The 15662-nt window shown below is 69.9% G+C and carries 9 protein-coding genes; 3 read left to right on the top strand and 6 right to left on the bottom strand.

All coding sequences use genetic code 11. From position 1 onward, the window contains the following. Window positions 1-7 precede the first annotated feature (7 nt). From WMF34_RS36330 to rtcR, 5 genes are all read right to left on the bottom strand, one after another. Window positions 8-1168: a trypsin-like peptidase domain-containing protein gene (locus WMF34_RS36330; RefSeq protein ID WP_437990705.1), complete on the bottom strand. Its 1161-nt coding sequence runs from the start codon at window positions 1166-1168 to the stop codon at window positions 8-10. Between the two features lie 74 nt (window positions 1169-1242). Then, window positions 1243-4386 (bottom strand): AAA family ATPase, encoded by a 3144-nt coding sequence (locus WMF34_RS36335; protein ID WP_437990706.1) that lies wholly within the window; start codon window positions 4384-4386, stop codon window positions 1243-1245. Beyond that, window positions 4383-5426, bottom strand: a complete 1044-nt coding sequence (locus tag WMF34_RS36340) for an effector-associated domain EAD1-containing protein (RefSeq protein ID WP_012239761.1) — start codon at window positions 5424-5426, stop codon at window positions 4383-4385. Before WMF34_RS36340 ends, WMF34_RS36335 begins: the two co-directional genes overlap by 4 nt. Before the next feature lie 352 nt (window positions 5427-5778). Beyond that, a complete protein-coding gene (locus WMF34_RS36345) occupies window positions 5779-7533 on the bottom strand; it encodes an alkaline phosphatase family protein (protein WP_012239762.1) in 1755 nt (584 codons plus the stop codon). A 251-nt stretch (window positions 7534-7784) separates the two neighbouring features. Next, window positions 7785-9437 carry an RNA repair transcriptional activator RtcR gene (gene rtcR / locus WMF34_RS36350; protein ID WP_437990707.1) on the bottom strand — a complete coding sequence of 551 codons (1653 nt, stop codon included), beginning with the start codon at window positions 9435-9437 and terminating at the stop codon, window positions 7785-7787. A 206-nt stretch (window positions 9438-9643) separates the two neighbouring features. Between rtcR and WMF34_RS36355 the strand changes: the two genes are divergently transcribed. The 3 genes from WMF34_RS36355 to argF all read left to right on the top strand — a co-directional run bounded on the left by WMF34_RS36355 (window position 9644) and on the right by argF (window position 13022). Then, window positions 9644-10870: an RtcB family protein gene (locus WMF34_RS36355; protein WP_437990708.1), complete on the top strand. Its 1227-nt coding sequence runs from the start codon at window positions 9644-9646 to the stop codon at window positions 10868-10870. Between the two features lie 52 nt (window positions 10871-10922). Next, a complete protein-coding gene (gene rtcA, locus WMF34_RS36360; RefSeq protein ID WP_437990709.1) occupies window positions 10923-11942 on the top strand; it encodes an RNA 3'-terminal phosphate cyclase in 1020 nt (339 codons plus the stop codon). A 144-nt stretch (window positions 11943-12086) separates the two neighbouring features. Beyond that, window positions 12087-13022, top strand: coding sequence for an ornithine carbamoyltransferase (argF, locus tag WMF34_RS36365; protein WP_012239766.1), 936 nt, complete (start codon window positions 12087-12089; stop codon window positions 13020-13022). Window positions 13023-13044: 22 nt separating this feature from the next. Here the strand turns inward: argF and WMF34_RS36370 are convergent, their stop codons facing one another. Continuing rightward, complete coding sequence (locus WMF34_RS36370) at window positions 13045-15555, bottom strand: PAS domain-containing protein (protein ID WP_437990710.1); 2511 nt, start codon at window positions 15553-15555, stop codon at window positions 13045-13047. Window positions 15556-15662: the final 107 nt, after the last annotated feature.

The raw sequence follows: 15662 nt of genomic DNA on the forward strand, positions 1-15662 counted from the left end.
TGGGGCATCAGGACGCGAACGCCGTCGTTTCTCCCCTCGCTCGCAAGGATCTCATTATCGCCCGCATCGGGACACCTTCGTTCCCGATCGTGGACGCCGCCCCCGCGGCCGCGCGCAGGTTCCCGGAGTGGTGCAGTCCCACGATCTGGAATCGGCCGTTGAAGCAGGGCGATCCGGACGACCCGGGGCTCGTGTTGTTGCGGTACTTCATCCGGGTGCCCTTGCTGTTCACGGAGAGCACGCCGGGGGCGTTCCATGCGAGGGAGAGGGGCCCACCCTCCGGGTGTTGCAAGATGATGAGCGTCTGATTCTCCGCGGCGGCCGACGGCGGGTCGCTCGCCTGGATCCATCCGCGAGTCGATGCCTGGAACCCCGACGCCCCCGCCCCCACGACGTCGATGGTCGCATTCCCCGGCGCGCCGCTCGCGGCGAGCAGCGCGAAATCCAGGTGGCGCTCGCAGGGCTCGTCCGCGCTCTCCTTGCCGGCGAGCTCGTCGACCGTGGGCGGACTGTGGTGCGGGATCGCTTCGGCAACGGTGGTGCCGGCGAGCGAAAAGAGCACACCGGAGCGCTGCGCGCCGAGCAGCTGCTCATGCCAGTAATCGAAGCGGAGCTTCACATCCGCAGGACCGAAGCGCCCATCGAGGACGCTCGACACCACGTGATGGTTGGTGAGAACGCGATCCGGTCCGACGAGGAACCCGGTGCCCTTCGGCTGCCCGTTGATCTCGACGACACAGACCTGTCGGAGGCGCTGGGAGAACACCTCGATCACCTCGGCGAGGTTCAGGAACCCCTCGGCCGGATCCACGAGGCTCTGCAGCCACAAGCCCGGCGCCGCCTGATTCGCCCCATCCCCCGGCCCTCCCGCGGAGTCTACAGTGACCTTCGGGCTGACCCCGACCCTCGCGGCCACATCGGCCAGCGCCACGTCCTTCGCGCGCGATGCCATGGCCTGGAGCAACAGCGCCGACGTCCAGCCTTCCATCTGCGCGCGCTGGAGCGTCTTGAAGACGATCTGATCGAAGGGCAGCAGGGGGTTCGCGATGACGTCCAGCCGGTACCCCAGCCGGAAGAGCAGCATTTGCTCGAACGACGGAGTATCGAAGGCATCCACGAGAGCCTGGTGGAGCCGCTGGTGGTTGGCGGGCGTGAGGGACAGTCGCATCGGGATCTCCGGCCTTCTTCCGGGGCCTCACGGACTGGCGACGAGCACCCCGGAGTGCTCGTCGCCCATGCGCCTCAATCATCGGATAGCCATGCTTGAATCGCAGGGCGAAACCCCGCCGCGGCTGGATCGGCGAGCACGGCGGAGAGCAGCTTGTCGAGCATCCCCAAGTTAACGACGTCCCTGAGGGCAAGGTACCACGCCTCCTCGAGGCTGGTGTCCAGGACCATCCGGCTCGTGGGCACTCCGATCTGTTCCATCAATTGGCGGAGCATACCTGTCTCATAATAGGCCTGAACGAGGATGCCTCTGAGCTGCGCGAGCCTCGCCTCTCCGAGCTCACCGCGTTCTGGGCGCGTCTCCCTGCGCTTCCCGAAGCTGGCATAGATGCGTTGGAGAGGGATCAGGACCAGAGGAGGGGGTTCTTTCTTGAGGGTGAGATCGAACAGCGCATGTCCGGCGCCGTCCCCCTGCGCGCGCAGGTAGTTGAGCCACAGCTCTTCGGGCGGCCCTGCCACGTCGGCCCGGAACCGTTGGAGCGCGACGGCTCGCCCGAGCTCGCCAGGCGCCGCGGCGGTGGCCCCGAGCACCTCGTCCCAGGCCGCGAGCCCTCGCGCGAGCGACCGCAGCTGCGTATCGGTCGGGAAGCCAAGTCCGATCCGCGAGAGCGCCTCCCGGACAAGCTCCACCCTCTCGAGAGCGAGCGTCGCTGCCAGCTCCGCCACAAGCGCTGGCGTCCTCGCCCGGTCGCGGGGGCTCACCTGCGAGAGGAGCGCGTCGAGCCGCTCCCGGATCTCCTTCTCCGCCGGGTCATCCTCCGTTTCGACCCCTTTGGCCCCATGACTCGACCGATGTGCAAAAAACGCGGACACCTCCGCGGAAGCCCCGGCGCGCTGGTCCTCGCGAACGAGGCTCAGCTCCCGCAGAACGAGGTGGAGGCGCGCCGCCGAGTCCAGCCCGTCCGCGGAGAGGGCGGCCCGGACGCCATCGAGCCGTTCGGCCGCCGTGATGGACGAGAGTGCGCTGCTCGTCAGCGCAGCTTCGCAGGCCAAGCGTCCGTCCCCCAGCTCCAGCGCTCGCCGCAGCGCGATCGTCGCTCGCTCCAGGGCCTCTCCCTCCTTCCCGAGCGCGGCGAGCGCCTTCGCCTCCAGCAACGCGAGGCCCGGCGTGAGCGGAATATCGGGCCGTTCGCGGAGGACGGCCAGCGCGCCGGCAGGGTCAGAGTCCGCCAGCAGCTTCGAGGCGCGCAGCTGTGCCGCCGCGGAGTCCCACGGCGGCTTTTCCCTATCAGCGACGGCGCCGGGGGACGATTTCGACGCTGGCGCGGATGATGCCAATGGCGCCTTCCGGCCGAGATTTGCGAATAGAAACGTCTGCGCGCTCGGCGGAAGTTCGTCCGCGCTCGACAGCAGCGCTCGACGGTTGGCCTCGTTGAGGTACGGCTTCAGTTCCTCCGACGTGTCGCCCGCCGCGAGGCGATGGTAGATCATCTCCGTAACGGCCTCCGAGTCCTGGCCGCTACGCTCGTAGAAGGTCGCCGCGGCCTCATGGATCGCCTGGAGCTGCTCCGCGCCAAGACTCCGAGGCAGAGCAGACACCACCATGGCGCGGAGATCCGGGAGGTGCCTGAGCCTCGGCTCGTCGCCGTCCGGGGAGGCGGCCGGCACGCTCTCGACGAAGGCGATCTCCTTCGCGAGCTGCTCCAGCAGGGACCTCGCCGTATCGATGGAGTCGAGGCCGAGCCCGCAGACCGGATTCAGCACCTCCAGCACGACGCGGGGCGTGAACACCCGGAGCGCCAGGCTCGCGTGGGCGAGCTTCGACAGCCGCTCCCGATCCTCCAGGCGCCCGTGCAGATGACCGAGGATGCGCGTGTAGAGGAGCCCCTGCACCTGAACCGCGTGCAGCTCGTCAACGAGCACCTGCTCCGCGACGATCGAGCGCACTGCGTCCATCCCCTGCTTACGCACCACGTCGGCCGCCAGGAGGAGCGACAGCGGCGCAGTCCCGACGACCTCGATGACCTCGTCGATTTGGTCGGCGCTGAGCTGGGATGAGCCAACGGGCCCGTCGCGCAGCAAACCCGTCAGGAATGCACGCGCGTGCGGGAGCTCGAATCCCCCGAGCTCCATGTTGTCGATCCCGCGCTCGGGGACGCGCCCCGCGATCACCACACGGGCGCCAGACCTGGTGAACATCAGGTCTTCGATGAACCGCAGCATCCGTTGAACCGCCGCGGGTCCCCGGAACTGCACCTCTTCGAACGTATCGAGCACCAGGACGAGCGGCCTGCCGTCCCCGCCGGCGCTCAGAAGGTACGAAAGCTCGTCGATGCTCGATCTCGGCACCTCCCGCGCCTCCGAGACCTCGGCGTTCGCCGCGAGAGAACGGCGCTTGAGTGCTCGGATCCGGAAGCTCCGCGAGGTCCGCTGGAACGCCGGGCTCTGCGCGCCGAGCTGCTCGAGGATCTCCATGAACACCGTGTTCGGGTCGTCCACGGACACCGTCGGCGAGTCGAAGTCGACATAGGCCCATGGACGCGGCGGCGCCGCCCTGGCGATGTCCAGGGTGAAGCGCTCGATCAGGGCTGATTTGCCCATTCCCCCGGGGCCGTGCACGAGCAGCGGCGCGGCGGGCCCGGGCGTGTCGGCGCGCGCCATCAGCTTCCGCAGCTCGTCCTCGCGGTTGAAGAACGTCTGCATCGACTTCGTCATCGGCTCGAGGAGCTGTGCAAGGACGAGCCGGCTCCGCAGCTCCTCCTTCGATGGCACGGCGGGGAGCCCGAGCTCCCGCACCCACCTCTGAACCTGGAGCCCGGCGCGAAGCTGCTCGGCGCTCATCCGGTCCACCGGCGTCGACTTCCCGTGCAGCCACGCGTCGAGCAGCCCCTGCGCGTCCGACGTCGACCCGGGATTGGCCGCGCGCGCTCGCAGGATCGCGTCGACTCCACCCTCGCGTCGAAGGTTGTGGAGAACCTGGATCCGTATCTCTTCATCAAGCGCCCACCCCGCGCCCGACACCGGAGTGCACTCCTGCAGCAGCGCCTGCACCGTCCCAGGCAAGGTCCCCTCCGCGGGGCGCAGGCCGCTCGGCTCGAACGTCGCCAGCGTGGCCGCCGCCCGGTGATAACCCGAGTCGGCCGTACCTCCCTCTCCCCCTTTGGTGAAATCGATATCCGCGCGCAGGGAGCGGGCGTCCTTCGCAGCGATGCGGCTCATGACGCGATCCCCGGAAAGAGCCTCAGCGCCTCCTCGCCGATGCGCCTCGTCAGCTCCCTCGCTGGGACGGGTTTGTCGCCCGGCGCGACCGGCGCGTAGATCTTGACGATCGCCGCCTCCACCGCGGCATCATCGATCTTCGCCCCGACGAACTCCCCCACGGCATGGAAGAACCGGGCCACGTCGTCCCTCTGAACGCCCTTTGCGATGTCGACCAAAGGCGCGAAGTCGCTCACGTCGTCGTCCTCCCTCAGCCCCACGATGACGAGCCGGATGTCCGCGAGGTCGCTGTCCGCGATGCTCATGAGCTCCCTGACCAACCCCATCACCTCCGGCGGGGGCTCCACCTTGTCCAGGTGATCGAAGAACACCCAGCAGCGAACTCCGCGCTTCTTCACCGCACCGGCGAACCACTCGGCGAGCTGGAGAGTCTGCCGCGGCTTCCGCGCAAATTCGTCGAACTTCGGCTGCAGATCGGCATCGAGCTGCTCGGCCATGCTGCCCATGACCTCTTTGGCCCGCGCGTTCTGCCATTTGACGAAGTCGATGTAGATGGCTGGAAACGACTTCTCCTTCGCCACCGTGTTCAGGAAGTGCCACGTGTGCGTCTTTCCCGCCCCGGCTCCGCCGCGGAGGAGCACGATCCGATTCCCGGTGCTGGCGTGCATGCCCTTCAGGATCGCCCGAGTCGACTCGCGGTTGACGAACCCGCCACGCGTCGTCAAGAAGAGGTTATACGGGTCGCCCGGCACCCTCGCGCCGGCCGCACTCCAGTCTTTCAAGATCGCGTCGATCACGGCGTGGAGACCGACCGCGCCGGGCTTGCCCTCCTTGAGCGCCGTCAGGAGGGCGCTCAGCCAGCTCTGCTCTTCCGCCTTCTGCACGACCTTCGTCAGCAGCTGCGGCAACGCGGCCGGCGGGCTCAAGTCATCGAGCCTCTTTCCCAGGTGCAGGGAGAGAAAGGTTTCGAAACTCGCGATATCGAAGGCCTTCTCCAGCTCGTCAAAGAATGCCTTCCGCTGCGCTCCAAGAGTCCCCATGGCTCGCGGTTCTCGATCTGGCGGTCCGCCTTCCGGTGCTTCCACCCGGGCGCGCGCCGCCGCCCGCGCCCGACTGGGACCAGGCCTGCGCCCGGCCACTTCACGGAAGCATGAAGCGCATAGCGGCGTCAAGGTCCAGGCGCGCGAGGCGGGGCTCGGGGAGTGCGTTACTTGGGAGCCGCCGAGGCGCCATAAGACGCCAGGAAATATCAACGATTTTGCGGTTTTGGCCTCTTGGCGGTTGGGGCCTCTGCGGCGCGCACCGCACCGCCGGGGCGCGCTGTCTGTCCATTCGATAGACAGCTCGGGCAGGCGAGTTCGCGGAGCACCGGCCGCGGCTCAACCTCTGCGATCACACGGGAAAATCGCCCGATGGACCGGCTGCAGCGCTGGTGCCTTGGTCGCCATTCCCGGACGACTCGGCGGCTGGATTCGCGCCTGCCTTGCTCGCCTCTTCCCTGGAACGCTCTATCTCGCGGAGCTCCGCCCGGCTGATGCCGACGCGCCACGCCTCCGCATGGCGTTCCTCGACCTCGTCGCTCGGCGTGAGGATCTCGCTCCGGGGAGCGAACATGCTCACCTCACCCATGCCCCCCAGGCCGGCGTCACGGCTGCGCGGCGCGCGCGGCGCGCGCGGCGCCCTCGCGTCTGCCGTGGCGGCCGCTTCCTCCCGCACCCCTGTGACGAAGTCGACGATCTTCTCCTGGGATCGCCCATCGAGCGCTCGCACTTCGTCGGTGATCGCGCCCCACGCGTCCGGTCCCGCGAGCTCAGCCTTCACCGCCGCTGCCGCCAGAACGAACGGTCCGGCGGATGCGCCGAGCAGCGTGGGGTCGCCTGCCATCTCGGGGATGGCTCTCTGAAACGAGCGAGAGACCAGCTCCGGCGGCCACGCCGGGTCCGGCAGCCTCTTCGGCGTGTCGCGCCGCGCGGAGTCCAAGGAGAAGAGGTGCTCCAGCGAGTTGGCGCTCGCGTCCCGCTTCGTCAGGGGCGGAAGATCGAAGCGCTGCGCGACGGTCCTCAAGATGGACGTGTGATCGTAGACCCTACTATCGACGAGATTCCTGGGGATGAGCGGAGAGATGATCAGGGCCGGCACCCGCGGCCCCAGCCGCTCGAAATCGAACGCGCTGTTCGAGGAGCCGTCCCCCGGTGCCGGCGCCTTGGGCGGCCGAACATGATCGAAGAACCCGCCGTGCTCGTCGAAGACGACGATGAGCGCGCTGCGCTCCCAGACGCGCGGTACCGCCCGGATCGTCTCATAGACATCCTTCACGAGGAGCTCGGCTTTCACCATATCGCCGATGGGGTGCATCGAGTTTCCTCGGGAATAGTGCCCGACGATGGCGTCGTACCGCGGCTCGATGAAGATGTACTGCGGCCGGAACGGATCCTGATTCAGCTCCCAGGTGAACTGCGAGAACTCCTTCACCCCCGCCGCGGAGATGCCATCCAGGAGTACGCTCATGTTCTCGATGCGATCATGCACGAAGATCTCCCACGGGATCCCCTTCTGACGAAGCCGACCGAAGATGTGGCCATTCCTGAAGTCGTAGCCGTCGACGGTGTGCCGCACGATCTGCCAAGTGGTCGGGCTGCCGGCGATCCCGCCCGATGTGGCCGCATGCGCGAACATTCGGTTCGGAAACGTCGGCCCAGGCACGGAGCTGAACCAGTGGTCGCAGATGACGAACTCGCTGGCAAGCGCGTTGAACACCCGAAGGTGACCTGGCCCGACGCAACGAACGGCATCCTCCATGTCCGGGTCTTCGCCGCCTCGGTCCGCGATGAAGCCGCCCATCGTGATGCTCTCATCCGAATAGGGCCCATCATGCCTGGGACCGCAGAGCTGGCGCTTCACGTCCTCGAACTCATGGGGGACATCGCGCCTCAGACGGTTCCTGGCGAGGAGGCTATTCTTGTCGATCTGAACCGACTCGCCCGAGCTGTTCTTGAGAAAGAGCGTCTTGTCGCTGAGCCCCTCGATGCCGACCTTCTCCCCGGTCGTCGCGCTGGTGCCTGCGATGTCCGACAGACCGAAGAGGTGGTCGAACGATCGATTTTCGAGCATGAGCACGAAGAAATGCTGCACGTTCTTTAGCGCCACTGGAATCTCCTAGCTGGCGTCGCGAGACGCCGCCCTCCGGTCAGGGAGAAACGTTCGCGCGTCGGATCGGCATGGTAGGCAGGCTCAGCATTGGCAGCAAGCGTCGCTTCGCGCGCGTGGCCGCATCCTCCTGCGCTGGGTGACCGCAGGACGGTAGAGGCACCGTCAGTGGGCCATGAGGCTGTAACCCGACACCCTGTTCGGCAGTCCAGCGCTGCATGCGGCGGCGGCTCGGCAGCCTCCTTCCTTGGCTAACCGGCCCCCGCCACCTCGCTCCAGTCGATGTCGAACCGCGCCAGGTACTTCCGCAGCCGGTCCGCGTCGTTGACGCTCTTCTTCTTCGCCCGCGACGCCGCGAACAGCACCCGTCCCGCCTCCGACAGCGATCGCGCGCCTTTCAGCACCCGCAGCACCTCGGCGAGCTGCACCCGGTCGAACGGGTCGAGCGCCGCCGCCCGGCGCGCGCCGAGCGCCGCGACCACGAGATCGTCCCCGTCGCTCCCCTCCCCCGCCGCGCCGCCCCCGGCGAACGTTCGCCCGCCCGCCGCCGGCGCTCGCCGCCAGGCCTCCACCAGCCGCCCGATCTCCTCCTCCACGATCGGCACCCCGATCCTCCCCCCGGGCGCGAGCGTCGCCATCCGCGTCACGGCCGCGTTGAAGTCCCGGAAGTTGCCCGGCCACACCGCCTCTCGCGACGTCGCGAACTCGAGGAACCGCGCGCGCGCGTCGCGGCTCATCGTGATCCGCACGCCGAGCAGCCGCGCCGAGGCGTCGAGCTCGTAATCGAGGTTCGGCTCGATGTCCTCGACCCGCTCCCTGAGACCCGGGAGCCGGAAGGTCCACAGGTTGATCCTCGCCAGGAGATCCTCCCGGAAGCGCCCCGCCAGAACCTCCAGCGCGAGATCCCGGTTCGTGCCGGCGAGCAGCTGGAACTCGCTCCTCACCTCCCTGTCCGAGCCGACCGGCAAGAACGCCTTCTCCTCGATCGCCCGCAGCAGCATCGCCTGCTCGTCCGCGCCGAGCTCGCCGATCTCGTCGAGGAACAGCACCCCCTCGTGCGCCTTGCGCAGGAGCCCCGGGCGGTCCTGGAGCGCCCCCGTGAACGACCCCTTCGTGTGCCCGAACAGCGCCGACATCGCCCCGTCGCCGCGGATCGTCGCGCAGTTCAGATCCACGAAGTCGCCGCCCACCTGCCGGCGCCCCTTCTTGAGGTCGTAGATCTTCCGCGCGAGCTGCGATTTGCCCGCCCCCGTCGGGCCCATCAGCAGGATGGGCGCGCGCGACGCGATCGCCACGTGCTCGATCCGCTCGATCAGCCGGTTGTACGCCGCGTTGCGCGTGTCGATGCCGCTCTTCAGGAACGACACCCCCTCGCGCTGCTCCTTCTGGAAGCGCGAGGCGATGCGGTCGTACTTCGAGAGGTCGAGATCGATGATCGTGAACGACCCGGCCGCGAGCTCCTCACGGTCGCGCTTCGGCGGCGACGTCTGGATGAGCCGACCCGGGAAGTACCGCGACTCGGTGAGCAAGAACAGGCAGATCTGCGCGACGTGCGTGCCCGTCGTGATGTGGACGAGGTAGTCCTCCCGGTCCGGCGCGAACGGGTACGCCCTCGCGAAGTCGTGGAGCGCGCCGTACACCGCCTCGAAGTCCCACGGATCGTCCACCTCGACCACGTGACCGCGGATGTCCGTCTCCGGCGAGGCGCGCCGCACGTCGCCCATCACCGTCTCGGCCAGGCCCTCGAAGCGGCGCTGGTAGAGCAGCTCGAACCGGTCGACGAGTAGGTCCTCGTGCTGGCAGAGCGCCACGCTCGGGCGCCAGCGCGACCAGCGCTCCGCCGTCTTCCCGGTGTCCAGCGTCGGGCCCAGCATGCCGAGGACCACGGTCGTCTTGCGCGTCATAGAATGTTCTCTAACCGATTTATACACAGGTCTAATCCGCACTGCCAGCTGCCCCGCGATCGCCTGGATTTCGAGTGGCACGCGCCGTGCGATACGCAGACGCAGGAACGACGAACCGACGGAAACGACGGAGACCGACGGACCCCGCCGCGAACGCGCGCCGCGGCGCGCGCCGGACGGCTCGGCCCCTCACCGGAGATCTTGCCATGGAGCGAAGCTACAACGTCATCCCCACGGACTCGGGCGTGCCCATCAAGGCGTGGACGGTCGGCGTGCCGTTCGAGACCGCCGCGGAGGCGCAGCTCAAGAACCTCGCCGCGCTGCCGTTCATCCACAAGTGGATCGCCGTGATGCCCGACGCGCACCAGGGCATCGGCGCGACCGTGGGGAGCGTGGTCGCGACGAGCGGCGCGGTCATCCCGGCGGCGGTAGGCGTCGACATCGGCTGCGGGATGATGGCGGCGCGCACGAGCCTCTCCGCGTCGCAGCTGCCGGACGCGCTGCGCGGGCTCCGGGCGGCCATCGAGGGCGCCGTGCCGCACGGCCGCACCGACAACGGCGGGAAGAACGACCGCGGCGCGTGGCGCTCGCCGCCCCCGGCCCAGGTCGCGGCGTGGGCCGAGCTCGAGCCGCGGTACCGGCAGATCGTCGAGAAGCACCCGCGCATCGGGCGCGGCTACGCCATCGAGCACCTCGGCACGCTCGGGACCGGCAACCACTTCATCGAGCTCTGCCTCGACGAGGAGGACCGCGTCTGGGTCATGCTGCACAGCGGGTCGCGCGGCGTCGGCAACCGGGTCGGGAGCTACTTCATCGAGCTCGCCAAGCAGGAGATGAGGCGCTTCTTCATCCACCTGCCCGACGCCGACCTCGCCTACCTGCCGGACGGGACGAGGCACTTCCACGACTACATGCAGGCGGTGTCGTGGGCGCAGGACTTCGCGGCGGTGAACCGCGAGCTGATGATGGCGCAGGTGGTCGAGGCGCTCCGCGGCTCGGGCGAGCTGCCGCCCTTCGACGCGACCGTGGAGGCGGTGAACTGCCACCACAACTACGTGGCGCGCGAGCACCACTACGGGAAGGACGTGCTCGTGACCCGCAAGGGCGCCGTCCGCGCGCAGGCGGGTGATCTCGGGATCATCCCGGGCAGCATGGGCGCGCGCTCGTTCATCGTCCGCGGGCTCGGCAACCCGGAGAGCTTCTGCAGCTCGAGCCACGGCGCGGGCCGCGTCATGTCGCGGGGCGAGGCGCGCCGCCGCTTCTCCGTCGCGGACCACGAGGCCGCGACCGCGGGCGTCGAGTGCCGCAAGGACGAGGACGTGATCGACGAGACGCCGGCGGCCTACAAGCCGATCGACGACGTGATGCGGGCGCAGAAGGATCTCGTCGAGATCGTCCACACCCTGCGGCAGGTCGTCTGCGTGAAGGGGTGAGCCCCGCGCCCCGGCGCCGTGATATCGCTGATCCAGGGGAGAGCCGATCGCCATGCTGACCATCGATGGATCCATCGGAGAGGGAGGGGGCCAGATCCTCCGCACGACGCTCGGCCTCTCGCTGATCACGCAGACGCCCGTCCGCATCACCTCGATCCGCAAGGGCCGCGCGCGCCCGGGCCTGATGCGGCAACACCTGACCTCGGTCCGGGCCGCGGCCCAGATCGGCCGCGCCGAGGTGTCGGGCGCCGCGCTCGGATCGCAGGAGATCGTGTTTCGACCGACCGCGATCGTCCCCGGCGAGCACACGTTCCAGGTCGGGAGCGCGGGGAGCACGACGCTCGTGCTGCAGACCGTCCTGCCAGCGCTGCTCCGCGCGCCCGCGCCGTCGGCGCTCACGCTCGAGGGCGGCACGCACAACCCGCTGGCGCCGCCGTTCGACTTCCTGGACCTCGCCTACCTGCCGCTCGTGCGGCGGATGGGGCCGGACGTCACCGCGACGCTCGTGACGCCCGGCTTCTACCCGGCCGGCGGCGGGCTGGCCCGCGTCTCGATCGCGCCGGCGCCGGCGCTCGCGCCGCTCGAGCTCCTCGAGCGCGGGGAGATCCGCGGCCGGCGGGCGGTCGCGACGGTGTCGAACCTCCCGGGCGCCATCGCCATGCGCGAGCTCGACGCGGCGGCGGCGGTGCTCGGCTGGGAGCCGGACTGCTTCAAGCCCAGCGTGCTGAGGGGCGGGAACGGCCCGGGCAACGTGCTCACCATCGCCGTCGAGAGCGAGCACGTGACCGAGGTCTTCACCGGGTTCGGCGCGAAGGGCGTGCGCGCGGAGTCCGTCGCCACGAAGGCGGCCGAGGAGGCGCGCGACTACCTCGCGGCGGGCGTCCCCGTGGGCGAGCACCTGGCCGATCAGCTGCTCTTGCCGATCGCCCTCGCGGGCCGCGGCGCCTTCCGGACCGTACGCCCGTCATCCCACACGACGACCCACCTCGGGCTGCTCCGAGATCTCCTCGGGATCCGCGCGTCCGTCGAGGAGATCTCGGACGCGGCGTGGCAGATCGAGATCTGGCGCTGAGCGCGGTCCACGGCGGATCCACGGCCGATTGACGGCGGCGTCCCGGTTGTGCCACATCACGACGGGCGTACGGCGCGCCCCGCGTCGCGGGCTGCCCGCGGCACGACGGCGCGCCCGGACGGCGGCGACGCGGAAGGCGGGACAATGGCGAAGCGCGATTACCTCAAGATCACGGACACGACCCTGGCCGAAGCGCACCGCGTGCTCAGGCTCGCCGCTCGCCTGAAGGAGGAGCCGAAAGGGCGGCGCACGACGATGCTCGCCGGCCGGGCCATCGCGGTCGTCCTGGAGAAGGCGAGCACGCGCACGCGCGTGTCGTTCGAGGTCGGCATCGCGCAGCTCGGCGCCCAGCCGGTCGTGCTGAGCACCCAGGGCAGCCAGCTCGCCCGCGGCGAGCCGATCCGCGACACGGCGCGCGTGCTCGCCCGGTACTGCGACGCGATCGCGTTCCGCACGTCGTCGACCGCGCGCCTGCTCGAGATGGCGGAGGCGAGCGTGCCGGTGATCAACGCGCTCTCGGACGACGGCCACCCGGTGCAGGTGCTCAGCGACATCTTCACGATCCAGGAGGCGCTCGCGGCGAGCGGGGACAGGACCGGCATCGCCGGCCGGCGCGTCGCGTTCCTCGGCGACTGCGCGAGCAACATGGCGCGCTCGTGGCTCGAGGCGGCGCAGCTCTTCGATTTCCACCTCGTGCTCGCGGGGCCCGAGGGGTACATGCCGCCCGCGGACGAGGTCGAGCGCGCGCGGAAGACGGGCCACGTCACGATCACCCACGACCCGCGCGAGGGCGCGGCGGGCGCGGACGTGGTGAACACGGACGTGTGGGCGAGCATGGGACACGAGGCCGAGGCGGAGAAGCGCCGCGCCGCGTTCGCCGGCTGGACCGTGGACGCCAAGGTGATGGCGAGGGCCGCGCAGCACTCCATCGTGCTGCACTGCCTGCCGGCGCACCGCGGCGAGGAGATCGACGACGAGACGCTCGAAGGGCCGCGCTCGCGCGTGTGGGATCAGGCCGAGAACCGGCTGCACGTGCAGAAGGCATTGATGCTGTGGCTGCTCGGGGTCGAGCTGGCCTAGAGCGGCCGCGCGCCGCGCGGGGTCAACCGAGGAGGGCGCCGCGCCGGGAGCGGGCGGGGGCGCCGTCGCCGCCCGAGCGGCCCGTGAGATCCGCGACGACCTGCACCAGGTCGGCAGGGTCGATCGGCTTGGCGACGTGCTTCTGGAAGCCGGCCGCCAGCGCCCGCCTCCGGTCCTCGATCCGGGCATAGGCGGTCAGGGCCACGGCGGGGATGCGCCGGATCTCGTCCCGGCCCGCCGCGCGGAGCTGGTGGATCAGCGCATAGCCGCTCTCCCCCGGCATACCGATGTCGCTGAGCAGGACATCGGGCCTCAGCCGCTCCAGGACGCTCATGGCCTCGCTCGCCGAGCCGGCCGTGGTGACCCGCGCGCCCGCTCCCTCCAGCAAGAACGCGAGCATCTCCCGGGCGTCCGGCTCATCCTCGACGACGAGGACGTGAACGCCGAAGAGCGGCGGCGGCTCCCCGCTCCACGGCGGGGCGCGCCCCGGCGCGGACGGCGGCCCCTCGTGCCCGGCGGAGGGCGCCGCGGGCAGGGGGAGCGTCACCGTGAACGTCGATCCTGCCCCCTCGCCCGGGCTCTCCGCCTCCACCGTGCCGCCGTGCAGCTCGACGAGGTGGCGGACGATCGCGAGCCCCAGGCCGAGCCCGCCGTGAGCCCTCGTCGGCGAGGAGTCGCCCTGGCGGAAGCGGTCGAACACATACGGCAGGAACGACGTGGCGATGCCCTTGCCGTTGTCCGTGACCGAGATCGCGACCTGGGAGTCGCTCCTCCCCACCCGGACGGTGACCAGCCCTCGCTTCGGGGTGAATTTCACCGCGTTGGAGAGCAGGTTCCACATGACCTGCTGGAGGCGATCCGGGTCGCCGCACACGTGGCTGAGCCCCTCGCCCGGCTCGACGCGGATCTCGATCTCCTTCGCCTTCGCCGTCGGCGTGATGGTGTCCACGGCGGCCTCGATGACCGCGGCGAGATCCACGGCGATCGTGCGGAGCCGCAGCTTGCCCGTGATGATCCGGGAGACCGTCAGGATATCGTCGACGATCTGCGCCTGCGCGTGGGCGTTGCGCTCGATCGACGCCATGCCCTGCTTGACGCGCTCCGGGGCGAGGGCCTTGTCCTTGATCAGCCGCGCCCAGCCCAGGATCGCCGTGAGCGGCGTCCGCAGCTCGTGGGAGACCGTCGCGAGGAACTCGTCCTTCATGCGGTTCGCGTCCTCGGCCCGGATGCGGTCCTTCTCCGACTGGGCGAGCGCCTGCTGCTCGCGGCGGAGCAGCTCCGTGCGCTCGTGCTCGAGCTGCTTCAGCTCGGTGATGTCGACGACGGCGCCCGTCAGGAACAGCGGGGAGCCGTCCCGATCGGCGACGATGCGCCCGCGATCGTGGACCCACCGGATCGACCCGTCGGCGCGGACGACGCGGTGGATGATGTCGTAGATGCACCGCTCGCGGACGCTCCGCTCGTGCATGGCGATCACGGCGTCGAGATCTTCCGGGTGGACGCGGGTCAACCAGTCGCCCACGGGCTGCGTCGTCTCGCGCTCGTCCAGGCCCAGGATGCGGTTCAGGCTCGCGTCCCTCGTGTCGTACCGCGTCTCCAGGTCGACTCGCCACGTGCCCACGTCCGCCGCCCACGTGGCCAGCCGGAGCCGATCCTCCCGGTCCTGGAGCGCGCTCTCGATCCGGAACCGCTCGGTCAGGTCCACCGTCGCGCCGACCATGCGGATCGCCCTGCCTCCCGCGTCGCGGAGCACCGCGCCGCGATCGAACACGCGGGCGACGGAGCCGTCGCCGCGGTAGACGCGGTACTGCGCCGACCAGGTGTCGGCGTCCCCGTGGATGAGCTCCTCGAGCGCGCGCGCAATGCGGTCGCGATCCTCGGGCAGCATGCGGTCCACCCACCACGCGCCGGTCGGGGCCGTCTGCTCGGGCGTGTAGCGGAAGACCTCGTGAAATGTCGCGTTGCGCTCGACCCGGTCCGTCCGGATATCCCAGTCCCAGATCGGGTCCTTGATCGCTCGACCGAGGAGGCGATAGCGCTCGTCCTGTACGTCCGCCTCCAGGCGCGCGGGCGGCTCCCTGGCGCCTGCGTGCGCGGCGCCATCGGCGGGGCCCGCGAGCGCGACCGCGGCCTGATCGGCGAGCGCCTCGATCAGCCAGGCATCCTCGCCGGAGGCCGGGGCGGCGCGCTCGACCGCGAGCACGCCAGAGACACGGCCGCTGACGATCAGCGGCGCGGCGGCGACGTGGGCCGCGCCGTCCAGCGCTCGCGCTATCCCGTCGTCGGCGCTCGGGAGCGGGCGGCCAGAGAGCTCGGCGAGCAGCGCCGGATCGAGCCCCAGCGCCGCTCGCACGACCGGGCGCTCGTCCTCGTCGTTCAGGATCAGGACGGCCCTGCCGGAGCCGCTCAGGCGCGCCGCCGCGGAGAGGACGATCTCTTGAATCGCGGGCGCCGAACACGCCGACGCGAGCGCGTGGCTGGCCTCGGTCAGCGCGCGGATCTGCGAACGGTGCCTCTCCTCGTGTTCGATCACAGGCAGACGATTCTCGGATGCCGCATGAGGGTGCTCTCGCGGACGATGGGTGTACATCCCTGACCCGATCAGCCGGGCACGCTCTTGGAACACGGCGCCACCACACC

The organism is Sorangium sp. So ce145 (genome assembly GCF_051525985.1).
In the GTDB taxonomy this organism is placed as follows: Bacteria; Myxococcota_A; Polyangia; order Polyangiales; family Polyangiaceae; genus Sorangium; species Sorangium cellulosum_B.